This is a genomic window from Sodalis sp. RH19 (assembly GCF_047324215.1).
GTDB lineage: Bacteria > Pseudomonadota > Gammaproteobacteria > Enterobacterales > Enterobacteriaceae > Acerihabitans.
The window spans coordinates 1005101-1017563 of the sequence record NZ_CP178734.1 but is presented as its reverse complement, the minus strand read 5'-3'; the positions used below and the strand labels follow the sequence as shown (position 1 = coordinate 1017563).

The 12463-nt window shown below is 55.1% G+C and carries 14 protein-coding genes; 6 read left to right on the top strand and 8 right to left on the bottom strand.

What is annotated here, in order from left to right; genetic code table 11:
• Nucleotides 1-4: 4 nt before the first annotated feature.
• Nucleotides 5-547, bottom strand: coding sequence for a chorismate mutase (locus tag ACL2XF_RS04565; RefSeq protein ID WP_413728118.1), 543 nt, complete (start codon nt 545-547; stop codon nt 5-7).
• A gap of 287 nt (nt 548-834) precedes the next feature.
• Here ACL2XF_RS04565 and ytfE point away from each other — a divergent pair, with 287 nt between their 5' ends.
• Complete coding sequence (gene ytfE / locus ACL2XF_RS04560; RefSeq protein ID WP_413723135.1) at nt 835-1500, top strand: iron-sulfur cluster repair protein YtfE; 666 nt, start codon at nt 835-837, stop codon at nt 1498-1500.
• Nucleotides 1501-1526: 26 nt separating this feature from the next.
• Here the strand turns inward: ytfE and ACL2XF_RS04555 are convergent, their stop codons facing one another.
• From ACL2XF_RS04555 to ACL2XF_RS04545, 3 genes are read right to left on the bottom strand one after another with little or no spacing between them, the layout of a single operon-like run.
• The gene (locus ACL2XF_RS04555) at nt 1527-1760 is read right to left on the bottom strand and encodes an EamA family transporter (protein WP_413728117.1); all 234 of its coding nucleotides are present in this window, start codon (nt 1758-1760) and stop codon (nt 1527-1529) included.
• Nucleotides 1738-2451, bottom strand: coding sequence for a DMT family transporter (locus tag ACL2XF_RS04550; protein ID WP_413728116.1), 714 nt, complete (start codon nt 2449-2451; stop codon nt 1738-1740). Before ACL2XF_RS04550 ends, ACL2XF_RS04555 begins: the two co-directional genes overlap by 23 nt.
• 7 nt (nt 2452-2458) lie before the next feature.
• Nucleotides 2459-4051, bottom strand: a complete 1593-nt coding sequence (locus ACL2XF_RS04545) for a B12-binding domain-containing radical SAM protein (RefSeq protein ID WP_410014558.1) — start codon at nt 4049-4051, stop codon at nt 2459-2461.
• Between the two features lie 136 nt (nt 4052-4187).
• On the opposite strand from ACL2XF_RS04545, the gene ftrA reads away from it, so the two are divergent.
• Entirely contained in the window at nt 4188-5210 is a 1023-nt protein-coding gene (ftrA, locus tag ACL2XF_RS04540; RefSeq protein WP_413728115.1) for a transcriptional regulator FtrA, read from the top strand.
• A gap of 123 nt (nt 5211-5333) precedes the next feature.
• Here the strand turns inward: ftrA and ACL2XF_RS04535 are convergent, their stop codons facing one another.
• The 3 genes from ACL2XF_RS04535 to ACL2XF_RS04525 are packed head-to-tail and all read right to left on the bottom strand — an operon-like array spanning nt 5334 to nt 7918.
• Complete coding sequence (locus ACL2XF_RS04535) at nt 5334-6146, bottom strand: PfkB family carbohydrate kinase (RefSeq protein WP_413728766.1); 813 nt, start codon at nt 6144-6146, stop codon at nt 5334-5336.
• An 11-nt stretch (nt 6147-6157) separates the two neighbouring features.
• Entirely contained in the window at nt 6158-7135 is a 978-nt protein-coding gene (locus ACL2XF_RS04530) for an SIS domain-containing protein (RefSeq protein WP_410014556.1), read from the bottom strand.
• A 3-nt stretch (nt 7136-7138) separates the two neighbouring features.
• Nucleotides 7139-7918: an ABC transporter substrate-binding protein gene (locus ACL2XF_RS04525; protein WP_410016787.1), complete on the bottom strand. Its 780-nt coding sequence runs from the start codon at nt 7916-7918 to the stop codon at nt 7139-7141.
• Nucleotides 7919-8154: 236 nt separating this feature from the next.
• Here ACL2XF_RS04525 and ACL2XF_RS04520 point away from each other — a divergent pair, with 236 nt between their 5' ends.
• The gene (locus ACL2XF_RS04520) at nt 8155-8898 is read left to right on the top strand and encodes a GntR family transcriptional regulator (protein WP_410014555.1); all 744 of its coding nucleotides are present in this window, start codon (nt 8155-8157) and stop codon (nt 8896-8898) included.
• A 166-nt stretch (nt 8899-9064) separates the two neighbouring features.
• Here the strand turns inward: ACL2XF_RS04520 and ACL2XF_RS04515 are convergent, their stop codons facing one another.
• On the bottom strand, nt 9065-9979 hold the full coding sequence (locus ACL2XF_RS04515) for a LysR substrate-binding domain-containing protein (RefSeq protein WP_413728114.1): 915 nt from the start codon (nt 9977-9979) through the stop codon (nt 9065-9067).
• A 331-nt stretch (nt 9980-10310) separates the two neighbouring features.
• Here ACL2XF_RS04515 and ACL2XF_RS04510 point away from each other — a divergent pair, with 331 nt between their 5' ends.
• The 3 genes from ACL2XF_RS04510 to ACL2XF_RS04500 are packed head-to-tail and all read left to right on the top strand — an operon-like array spanning nt 10311 to nt 12316.
• Complete coding sequence (locus ACL2XF_RS04510) at nt 10311-10718, top strand: DoxX family protein (protein ID WP_413723139.1); 408 nt, start codon at nt 10311-10313, stop codon at nt 10716-10718.
• An 11-nt stretch (nt 10719-10729) separates the two neighbouring features.
• Nucleotides 10730-11707, top strand: coding sequence for a glutathione S-transferase family protein (locus ACL2XF_RS04505; protein WP_413728113.1), 978 nt, complete (start codon nt 10730-10732; stop codon nt 11705-11707).
• Between the two features lie 48 nt (nt 11708-11755).
• The gene (locus ACL2XF_RS04500) at nt 11756-12316 is read left to right on the top strand and encodes an alpha/beta hydrolase (protein WP_413728112.1); all 561 of its coding nucleotides are present in this window, start codon (nt 11756-11758) and stop codon (nt 12314-12316) included.
• Nucleotides 12317-12463: the final 147 nt, after the last annotated feature.

Below are 12463 nucleotides of genomic sequence, written 5' to 3'. Positions count from 1 at the left end.
GAGTCTACAGCCGGCGTTTAATTTTAACCAGCGCGTCAACCAGGCGGTGCCTATCCGCGTCGCTAAGATGGGGTGCATGCAGCAAATTATACATTTCCGCCTTATCCGCTTCACTGAAACCACCGGCGAGCAACCGCTGGCCGATCGAATTGAGTATCACCTTGTCCTGGTCGGCGATGGCCCCTCTGACCTCATCAAGGCTTCTCGGTTGCCATGACGGTTCAGGGCTGGATAACCAGTCAGCCAGATAACGGTATTGAATAGCCTTGGCCACATCCATCTGAGCCTGGATAAAGGGCAGCACAGACTGCGGATCCAGGCCCAGGGCCTTGGCATCTTCCTGGGCCGAAGCCACCACCTTCCGTTCCCGCGCCAGGTCTTCTACGGGCAAGTGATGCTCCGCCTTGTAACCGGCGACATCTTTCATCACCAACAGGCGCTGGTTTATGGCGGACGACAGATGAGGAACCGTCACAGTCGACACCGAGCTGGCGAATACCGCCCCGGCCATGAAAAATGATGATAAAAGCAAAACGATATGGTGCATTTCATTCCTCCCCTGCGACACTTAAGCAAAACAAAAGCATACAACAGAAACAATACCGTACAGTGACAATAGGGGATAATACCTTGACTTTATTGTCGTCTGGTTGCGCTTTGCCGCCAGGGCTGCCCCCGGACGGCGATCGCACGGCCCGTCGCGCCCCAAGATCAGCCCGTCCGCAGGCATTGCCCAAACAGCGTCAATGCGTCTACCTACTAGGGATTATGGCAACACGCTAAAAGATGCATGTATAATGCATCATAAATTTTCCCTCTCTCTAAGGTGTTACCATGCAGTATCGCGATCAGGCCCTTGGCTCTCTTGCTATAACCATTCCGCGCGCCACCCGGCTATTCCGTGAGTACGGTTTGGATTTTTGCTGTGGGGGCAAACAGACCCTGTTGCGGGCCGCCGAAAAACAACTCCTGGACATTGAACTGATTGAAACGCAACTGGCGGCATTGATGGAGCAGCCCGGTGAAACCCGACCCTGGCAGGACAGCGCCTTGACTGAACTGATTGATCATATCCTGGCGCGCTATCATCAGCGCCACCGGGAACAATTGCCGGAACTGATTTTGATGGCGGAAAAAGTAGAACGGGTACATCAGGATAAACCGGCATGCCCGCGTGGGCTGGCCCGACAATTGACCCTACTCTGCCGGGATTTGGGGGATCATATGATGAAAGAGGAGCAGGTGCTGTTCCCGATGATTAAGCAGGGAATGGGCGTCCATGCGGCCGGGCCGATTTCCGTCATGGAGCTTGAGCATGACGATGCCGGGCGGCAGCTTGAAATCATCAGTGAATTGACCCATAACGGGACGGCGCCGGCCATGGCTTGTACGACCTGGCGTGCGCTTTATGCAGGCATTAATGAATTTACCGATGATTTAATGGAACATGTTAACCTGGAAAATAATCTGCTGTTTCCCCGGGCGCTGCGCGGAGAATAACACCCTAATCCCGCTGAAGACGGCCACTAGCGGATCGGTAATTCCGGCGGGATAGCGGCTTTATCCGTCTTCACCCGGTTCGATAGCATGACGCCGGAAATGATCACCACAGCGCCGACCCACTGCGCCAGGCCGGCCGGTTCCTTCAGCACAAATACCGACAGGAATACTGTAATAAAGGGGACTAAATTGATAAAAGAGGCCGCTTTGGTCGCCCCGATTTCGTCGATGCCTTGATTAAAGAATAAATAAGCCAGCACCGAGACCGCCGATCGACATAAAAATTATCGAGGCAATACTGATAAGGGTGATCCCCCGCCCGGGATAACAAAATGCCACCTGATGATACGCATCAATGAATACCCAAGGTAAAAAAGCCAGGCTGCCGTAGAAGAACAGGAAAAACATCCGCACCATGCCCGGGATGGGAATGTGCCATTTTTTGATTAACACATTATAAACGCCAAAACATAAGGTACTGATTAACAGCATAATATCGCCATAATTGTAGGATGAATCCTGCACACTATGCCAATTGCCGCCGCTGATGGTAATCGCCACCCCCAGGTAGGCAACAATCAATCCCAGCAGTTGCCAGGGTTTAACGCGCTCCATGCCGGATAAAGACGCCATCAGCAGCGTAATCAGCGGGATGGTCGCCTCGATAATGCCGGCATTGAATGCGCTGCTGATATTCAGGCCGTTAAAGTAAAAGTAATAACATAAGGTCACGCCAAAAACAGCCGTGACCAGCATGCGCATATGGGTCACCCAGTTGATATGCAGCAGCTGTTTTTTATTATCAATTAAAATAAAGATGATCGCCGCGGCCAGGAAAAAACGGACAAAGGTGACGAACGAAGGAATAAATACCGCCAGGGCATATTTACCCGCTATTGCCGAACCACCCCAAAAAAAGGCGGAAAGGGATAATGTAATATAGACTTTCATGCGCATGTTATTTGGTCCCATAAAACATGAACAGCTTCTTCATGTTCTCTTCCAGACGTGCAATATAGTTATATTCAGCCCGCAGCAAACGATCGGAGAGGGTGTCCTGGCAGGATAATTCGCTAATCAGGCCCATGACAAACTCCACCGTATCGCCCTGAATCGTGCTGACGTGCTGATCGAAGGCCTTCTCCAGATGGGAGTAACCGGTGATGCCGCAGTAAAATTGCGTCACTTTTATTGCATCGCGAATCTCGCGCAGCATACGGTCTTCCAGGCGAATAATCTCATAGCGGTCGATTATCCGGCGGATGAAAGCGTAGAGCGTGGCCACTTTGTCATCCTTGAAATGATAATTCTCCACATCCCAGGGCACGTGCCGTTCGTGTACCCGCGTCTGGTGATTAAGACGAATACCGGGCAGCGTTTCGGCGCGCGAGGCAATATTCCATAACGACGCCAGCCCGACGCCGTACAAAAACAGCACGCTATTTTGTATTTGCCGCAGCGTCACGTCCTGGAAAAAGGTAATGCAGCCGTTGGTAGACCCGGTCATGCCAAGGGATTTGAGGTAGTGGTAAACCTTACTTGATTCGGAGGGGACGATTTTTTTATTATACAAATCAAGCTGTTCATTATCACCGGCCTCCAGGCCCAAATAGGTGCTGATAAGACCGACGCTTCTTAGACGCAGCAGCAGATCCCGATCCCTGGGTTTGTTGATGTCAACGCTGTCGGCGCGGATAAAGGCGTCCAACGGCAAGGTTAACGATCGCCGCTCCATCTCGTCGCAAAATTCCTCGATCCAGGCGCGGTTTTCTCTGGCCGGCGTCACAAAGGTGGCATCAAAGATATGCAGGTATCCCCGGGTTTGCTTGACCAGCGGTTGCATTGCCGCCATTTCTTTGACGACATTGGCGGGCGAGCGCGCCCGGATGCCCGTAGACTCATTGCCCAGGAAACGCTGCGCGTTGCAAAATACGCACGGGTAAGGACAGCCGCGTTTCATTAAAATGCCGGTTTTGACCGGCCTGGCGGTACGCACGCTTTTCAGCGCAATATCATGGGCCGCGAAACACAGGCCATCGAGATGATTATTCGCCGCCCGGTTGGCGTTAATACGGCACTCGCCGGTCGCCCGGTCCCGCCAGGTGATGCCGGCGACATCGTTAAGCGGAAAGCCGTTGCTGAGGGCGTCGACCATGCGGTGGAAGGTAATCTCCCCTTCTCCCCGGCAAATGGCGTCGATGGACGGATAGGCCGACAGAATGCCGACATCCTCATACGAAACATGCTCGCCGCCCAGGACGATAAAAGGTTTGGGATCGGCAAACAGCGCCAGCCGCTGGCTTATCCTCAACGCCGAATGCAGGGTGGCGTAATTCACGCTAAAGCCGATCAGGGCAAATTTTTCCTGGGCGATCAGCTGGGCCATAGCGCTTTCCGTTAAACCGTCCACCCGCAAATCGTACAGCTCCACGCTATGCCCGCTCGGCCGTAGCTGGGCGGCAATCAGCGCCAGCGCCAGGTTTTCATATTGATCATACAGTTCGCGCATCCCCACGGTTTCCGTCTGCGGATTGATCAGAGCGATCCTCATGCCACCTCCCCTATGGAACAGCAATAAAATGCCATCAAGCCATACCCGCGCAAACGCATTACTCTTCTATACGGCTCACTAATAGGGATATTATGTAATGATATTTACCGGGCTTGATAGGACAGGAAGGGACAAGATGCGTATAAATCATGCCAAAAAAGGCCACCATGTCGTGGCGGTAGCCTACGACAGGCTGCGAACCTTCGAGTTTGGCTGCGTGGTGGAATTTTTTGCCGTGGCGCGCCCGGAACTGAACGTCGACTGGTACCGCTTTACGGTTTGTACCGCTGATAAGCACCTGATCCATGCCGTCGGCGGTATCCGCATGGAGATAGAAGCCGATCTCGATGTGCTGGCCACGGCGGATACGATCATCATACCGGCCTGGCGGGATATCAATGAAACCCCTTCGGAACGCCTGTTGCAAAGCCTGCGTGACGCCTACCGGCGCGGCGCGCGCATTTGCAGCATCTGTACCGGGGTATTTGTGCTGGCGGCGGCCGGCCTGCTGCACGGCAAAAGCGTCACCACCCATTGGCATCACGCCAGGCTGCTGGCGCAACGTTATCCCGATACCATCGTCTTGCCCTCGGCGCTGTATGTTGATCAGGGGCAAATCATGACTTCGGCCGGATCGGCGGCCGGGCTGGATATGCTGATGCATCTGGTCAAGAACGACTATGGCCACCGTGTCGCCAATATGGTGGCGCAGCGTCTGGTGATCCCTTTTCACCGGGAAGGGAGCCAACAGCAGTTAATCAAAACCAAAGTGGTGGAAAAAGGGGAAAACCGCATTGCCTCCCTGGTTGACTGGCTGCGGGGCAACCTGATACTGACCCATACGGTTTCCTCGCTGGCAAAACGCGCCATGATGTCCGAGCGGACGCTGCAACGCCATTTCCAGGAAGCCATGGGACTGCCCGTGATGCAATGGCTGGCGCAGTGCCGGTTGGATTATGCCAGGGAGCTGTTGAGCAGCGGGTCGCTGTCCATCGCGCGCATAGCCGAAGTCTCCGGCCACAGCTCGGAGGCCACGTTTCGCCATCAGTTCAGGCTGCATGAAACGATTTCGCCGACCCAGTTTCGCCGCCAATGCCAGCAAAAATACGGCGCGGCGTCCGCGCATGCCCCGCAGTCAGGCGAAGATTTGCCGCGGTAAAACAGGCTGCGCCGGCAGCGATGGGGGGAATGGCGCTATTTCATCAGCCGGCGCCGCTTTACCTGAAGCCATTGAATCCTGCCGACACCGGCAATCTTGTCGCGTATTGCGCGGCGTGGGAAATCAGTAGATCATGCCCTCGCCGAATGCCCCTTCCACCATACATATCCGCGCGGCGAAACCGGCGCCCCGGCGCAGGCTTTCCGCCAGCGTGTCACCCGCGGCATGGGCCAGCAGGAACGCGGTGATAAAAGCGTCTCCGGCGCCAAGGGTATCCACCGGCGTGATCATCTCCGGCGCCTGGCTGAACCAGCGGCTGCCGTCGAACAGCAAAGCGCCCTCGGCTCCGCGGGTGGCGATCGGCAGGCGGCAGCCCGCATGCCGGGCCGCGGCAAGCACTTCCCGTGTTTCCCCCAGGCTGCGGTCCGCGCAGGAGAAAAAGCCGTAATCCAGCCAGCGACACAGCGGCAACGCCCGCTCAATTTCAAAATCATCTGAAAAATCATAGGATAAACGGCCAGGCAGCATGCCAAGCGCCGGCAACAGGGCGTCGGCATAGCTGTAGGCGCTGGTATGCACCAGTGTGAACTGGCCTAGCCAGGGCATATCCTCCAGGGCAAAATCCATGGCTATTTTTTGACGAATGCCGCCGGCGTTGGAGCCGAGAAAGCGGCGCTCCCCCTGTTCGATGGTCAGGCTGGCATGGCCATTTTCGCCGGCCGCCACCAGGCAGCGGGAAATGTCCACTCTCCTCGCCGCCAGCACGCGGCGGATATGCTCCGCCGCCCGATCGTCGCCAAAGACGCCCAGATAGGCGGCCTCGGCCGACAGCAGCCGGGCGTATACGCTGAAGTTAAGCGCGTTCCCCCCGGGATAACCGATGCCGGTATGGGTATAGCGGTCGATAACGTTATCGCCTAGTCCGAGTACTTTCATCATGTCGTCCCTCAGTAGGGCACCTGTCCCATATACCGCCGCGTCTCCAACGGATGCCGCCGCTCATTGGCCAACGCGGCACGGTATTCGCACATCACGCTGTAAAACAGTATCGGGTTAAAATAGTCCACCACGCTTACCGGCATCACGCCCAGGCCCAGTTCCCGGGCATCGATAATTTCCACCTTATCGCCATACCGGCCCAGGAAGGCATGCGCCCGTTCGTCCAGCGCCCGGGTGCGGCCTTCGTTCATCATCAAAATCCAAGGCGTATTGGCATCCGTCACTTCAAACGGACCGTGGAAATACTCGCCGCTGTGGATGGACGCCGCGTTAAGCCACTGCATTTCCATCAGCGAGCAGATGGCAAAGCCATAGGCATGGCCGTAGGACGCTCCGCTGGAAAGAATATAAAAAAGCGACTCCTGCGCATAGCGTTTGGCAAACGCTGCGCTGCGCGCCTGGACCTGACGACGGGCCCGGGCGATAACCCCGTCGATCTGCTCCATGCCGGCCAGGAAATCGGCATAGCCGTCGAAGCCTTCGGTCTGCTGCAACGCCTCGACGCACAGGCTCAGAATCAGCGCCATCGGATTATTGATAACCTGGCTGTCATCGCCCCAGGCATACAGCAGATTGCTGTCGGAGAAATCGATCAGGCCTGCCCGCTCGTTATGGGTCAGGGTGACGGTGGCGCTGCCCCGGCGCTGGGCCAGCTCCGCCGCCGCCACCGACTCGGGGGTATCGCCGCCGTGGGAGCAGACAATCGTCAGCGATTGCCTGCCCAGCGTCTTCGGCGCGGCATGGACAAACTCATTGGCGGTCATCATATAGCTGTGCAGGGTGGTGGATTCGCTATTAAGAAAATAATTAGCCGGGTACATATCCACCAGCGAACCGCCGCAGGCCACCAGGAACACCTGGCGCAGCCCACCCTGCGGGCGGAAACGCTGTTCAATAAGGGAAGAAATAATTGCTGCAGTATTCATAAATTAGTCGCCATACACATTGAAATTAAAATATTTTTTCGCCAGCTGATCATAGGTGCCGTCGCTGCGGATCGCCGCAATGGCGCCGTTGAGCTGTGCCAGCAGCTTGTCGTCCTGCTTACGCACGCCTATACCGGTGCCGGGGCCAAAAATGACATCGTCTTTTACCTGCGGATCAACCAGGCTGAAATTCTTGCCCTGGGGTTTGTTCAACAGCGCGTCGGTCACCACCGTCGCATCATCCAGGGTCGCGTCCAAACGTCCGACCACCAAATCGGCATAGACCGCTTCCGCGCTGGGGTAGGAAACCAGCTCGACCCCCTGATCCTGCCAATGTTTCTTGGCATAGGCCTCGAATACCGACCCCTGCTGCACGCCCAGGCGCTTGCCGCGCAGGGATTCGGCGGTCGGCTTGAGGCCGCTGTCTTTCGCGGCGATCAGATACGCCGGGGTATTGAATAATTTATCGGAGAAGTCGATGGCTTTTTTACGCTCATCGGTGATCGACAGCGAAGAAAGGATGGCGTCGAACTTGCGGGCATGCAGCGCCGGGATCAGGCCATCAAAGCTGTTTTCCACCCACACGCACTTAGCCTGGAGATGAGCGCAGATCGCATTGCCCAAATCAATGTCAAAGCCCTGCAGACTGCCATCCGCGGCTTTCGACTCAAACGGCGGAAAGGTGGCATCGGTGCCGAACCGGATTTGTTGCTGGGCTGATGCCTGGCAGGTGAGCCCCGCCAAAGCCAGGCCGAGGGATAACAGGGCAAGCGTTTTTTTCATCATTTACTCCTGATAAATATACCATAAAATAGACCATACAAGATATACGCCTGCGCCGTGAGATACGCAATTCATTTTTCTGTTTTATGCCGGCCTGACGGGTCGTGATGGCGTGATGGTCTGCTTAATGCCGGCCCTTTATCGCGCGGCGCCGATGAATTTCCGATGACGGAACAACGGCTGAGCGGCTATACTGGCCCCATTGCCCCAGTGTAATCCGGACTAAAAAACAGACCATGAGCGAGCCGAGCGAAGGTAAGCGCCGTCCACGCCGGGCCTATCTGCAGGCCAGGCAGGCATTGCTGAATTTATTGAGCACCCCTGAGTTCAACGATGGCGATCAGATCCCGGCGGAACGGGATCTGGCGGCCCAGTTGGGCATCAGCAGAATGACGCTGCGCAAAATCATTGATGAACTGGTCGCGAGCGGCGTGCTGGAGCGGCGCGGCAACCAGGGCACCTGGCTGACCCATACCACCATAGAGCGCCCGCTGACCCAGGCGATTGAACTGGGTATCAGCAAGATCACCGAGCTTAATGGCGCGGTGCCGGGAAGCAGGCTGATTTATTTCCAGGATACCCAGGCCAGTTCCCGCCTCGCCGCGCTGCTGAAAATCAGCGCCGGCGATCCGCTGGTGATGATTAAACGCCTGCGGCTGGCCGATAGCGAGCCGTTCTGCCTGGAAACCAGCTACCTCCCCCGCGCCATAATCCCGGATCTGACGGCGGAGATGCTGGAGCAGAATGGTTCGCTGTACCGGCTGCTGGCGGAGCGGTATCACATTTTCGGCGTGTCCGACGAGGGCACTATCCGGGTCGGCATCATGAATGAAGAAGAGCAGGCGTTACTGAACGCGCCGCCGGACAGCCCGGCGCTGGTATACCGGGGCGTGATCGCCGACCGTTTTCAGCAGCCGGTGGAATATCTGGTGTCGGTGAATCATCCACAGCGGGTGTCGTTTCGCATTAGCCACCGCTAGGTCGCCGGGCGCTAGGAAAACGCGGATAACCGCTCCGTTGCCTCGGCTCCCCGCGCCGTGATAAGTGCCGCCGTCATGCCCATTTAGCGCTATGGGCATTATTTCCTGGATTCCGCAGCCACGCGTTAACCCTGTTAAGTACGCCCCCCGCTGGCTTTAAGGGATTTTATAGCCAGTTTTTTTCCCATTCCGGTTGGCCGGAAAAGCGGTCGGCAAGAAAATCTATCAGCGCCCGGGACTTCTGAGCCAAATATTTTGCCGGGGGATAAACAGCGTAAAGGCCCAGGGGCGGAGCTTCATAATGTCCAAGCACGGGCATGACCCGCCCGTTTTGTAGCGCCTCGCCCGCCACGAAAGCGGGTAGACGGGCAATGCCCATTCCTTCGGTGGCCGCGCGCAGGCAAACCTCCGCATTTGAGAACTTCATTTTCCCTCTGACCGAATGAACATGTAACTGTTGGTTATCATCCAGAAAAGGCCAGAGAAATGGATCGCGAAAATTGGTGTCCAGAATACAGTTATGATCGGCTAGTTCCCCCCAATGCGAGGGAGTGCCGTGATCGTTGAGGTAGTCTCTTGATGCCACCATGACGATACGGATATCACAGAGCTTACGGGCGATGAGACTGCTGTCATCAAGGTCGCCTATACGTAAAGTCAGATCGAAGCCCTCATTAACAACATTCACCAGCCGGTCAGAAAAACTGACATCAAGCTCTATGTCGGGGTAACGGCGGGCAAAAGCGATCAGCGGCGCGGTAAGCTGAGTGGAGCCGAAAGTGACGGGGGCCGACAGCTTCAGCTGGCCGGAGAGACCTTTAGATGCGTTAAGTAAATCTTCATTCAGCGCATCATATTCCGCCAGCAAAGGGCGGATCCGCTCGTAATACGCCAGTCCTAATTCCGTCGGCTGCAGCGAGCGGGTGCTGCGCCTGAACAGAGTAACCGCAAGCGCCTTCTCAAGCCGTGAAATCAGTTTAGAGGCCTGCCCATGGCTGGTAGACAGCCGCTGTGCCGCGGCCGTAAAACTGCCCGTCTCGATCACCGCGATAAACATACGATCACAGTCCAGTCTTTCCATTTTGATTCCGGCAACAAGGCTATCGGTGCGTCACCATAGCAAACAAAGGCCCGCCAGGGGATAAGAACAGATAAAATGATGATGATATAAAGTGCTTTATCCAGGCCGTCGGTTCAGGTCATCAGGCGGGGATAAACCTGCCCAGCCTGATTTATATTTTCTTCTGATATCCGTCAAAAATGAAAAAGCAGCCTGAGTCAACGCGATGAATAAACGCGTTGATGACCTGATAATTTCCATTTTGGAACAAAACTTAATCTGAATGATGGGATAATATCCATAATGGAAATAAGGTATCTTCCTCACATCAACCGACTGAGAGGAACTTACCATGACCGACACGCGTACCGCACCTTATGCCGCCCTGATCATGCGCCTGGCGCTGGGTATCTTGTTTCTGGCCCATTTTAGCCTGAAATTTTTTGTGTTTACGCCCGCGGGAACGGCCAAATTTTTCGCCTCGCTCGGCCTGCCCGGCGGTCTTGCCTATATTACCATGGCGGTGGAACTGGTGGGAGCCATCGCACTGATTTTGGGCGTGTATACCCGCGTAGTGGCGGTGATCCTTATCCCTATACTACTGGGCGCGATTTTTACCGTTCACGGACCCGCCGGCTTTTTCTTCACCAACCCTAATGGCGGGTGGGAGTTTCCCGCCTTCTGGATTATCGGGCTGATCGTTCTGGCGCTCACTGGCGATGGTAAATATGCGCTTAAACCAACCTTGAGTCAGCGTTAAGGGGAACCCGCATGCTTGTTAATGGAAAATGGACCGCCGAATGGCATCCCGTACAGGCAAAAGATGAGAAAGGCGGATTTGTTCGTCAGGCTTCCAGTTTTCGTCATTGGGTCACCCCCGAGGGGTTGCCGGGCATTACGGGTGACGGCGGTTTCAAGGCCGAGCCGGGGCGCTACCATCTGTACGTGGCGCTGATTTGTCCGTGGGCGTCACGTACCTTAATAGCCAGAAAATTGAAAGGACTGGAGGATGTGGTTAGCCTATCAGTCGTTGAACCCTGGCTTCTTGACGAGGGCTGGCACTTTGGTGATTATCCGGGAGCCAACCGCGATGATCTCAATCAGGTGGAATGGCTGCATCAACTCTATACGCGTGCCGATGCTAACTATACTGGCCGCGCCACCGTGCCGGTGCTGTGGGATAAAAAGAGTCGAACCATTGTCAGTAATGAATCCGCTGATATCGTGCGTATGTTTAACAGCGGCTTCGGGACGCTGGCTCGTTCCGATATCGATCTCTATCCGCCTGAATTTCAGGCGGAGATCGATTTATTAAATGCGGAAATCTATCCGGCGCTGAATAATGGCGTTTACCGGGCTGGATTTGCCACCTCGCAAATCAGCTATCAGGAAGCCTGCAATGATGTTTTCGGTATGCTTGACACATTGGAGAAACGCCTGAGCGACGGGCGTGTTTATCTCACGGGGGATAAGATGACCGAGGCGGATATCCGTCTGTTCGTGACATTGATTCGATTCGACGCGGCTTACCACGGTTTATTTAAATGTAATATCCGCCAGCTTAGGCAATATCAATTTCTTTTCGCGTTTACCCGGCGCCTATTGCAGGTACCGGGCATAAACGAAACCGTTAACATGGATCATATCAAACAGGGATATTATTCCATTAAAGCACTGAATCCCAATGGCATCGTGCCGATGGGGCCAGACTTGCACGATTATGGTTTTCACGAGGACGAGCTGAAATGAAAAAATTAGTTGTTCTGCTACATGGTGTCGGCAGTCTCGGGGGCGGGTATGGAGGGAGTGGCACAGCTTTTACGCCAATTACTGCCTGACGTTATTTTTTCCACGCCCGATGGCACGTCTTCCTTTGCCGGTGGTAACGCCGGTTATCAATGGTTTAGCGTGCAAGACATTACAGAAAATTCCCGGCCACGTCGTATCGCGGAGGCGCGCAGCGCGTTTGACGGGGTTTTAAGGGAGATATTCAGGCAGCATGACTTCGTGCCGGGTGAGGACCAGCTTATTCTCCTCGGCTTTTCCCAGGGCGCTATTATGGCCCTGGACGCATTGGTCACAAACCGGCTGCCACTGATTGCGGTTGTGGCTTTTTCCGGACGCTTATCTTCCCCTGAGCCCTGGAGCGGGCAAATACACGCAAAAGCGCTTCTTATCCATGGTACGTCGGATGCCGTAATACCCTGGCGGGAAAGCGAAAATGCCTGCGTCCGGCTGAGCGATGCGGGTATCGAGGTCGAAACCCTTTTCGAACCCGGGATATCACATACCCTTTCTATATCGGGTATAAAAAAAGCGGCTGAGTATATCGCCCGGCGCTTCAATTTAAACGGGTGATTTGTATTCCCCCAGTGTGTCTGAAAACGTGCCGGACCCGCTCTTTTCTGCTAAGAAGCCTGTCAGAAAACGCAGTGTAGTTTGGCAATATTTTCAGGGAATATTGAGTTACAGGTAAGAAATCTTTAATGAAAATTCCGGTAAATA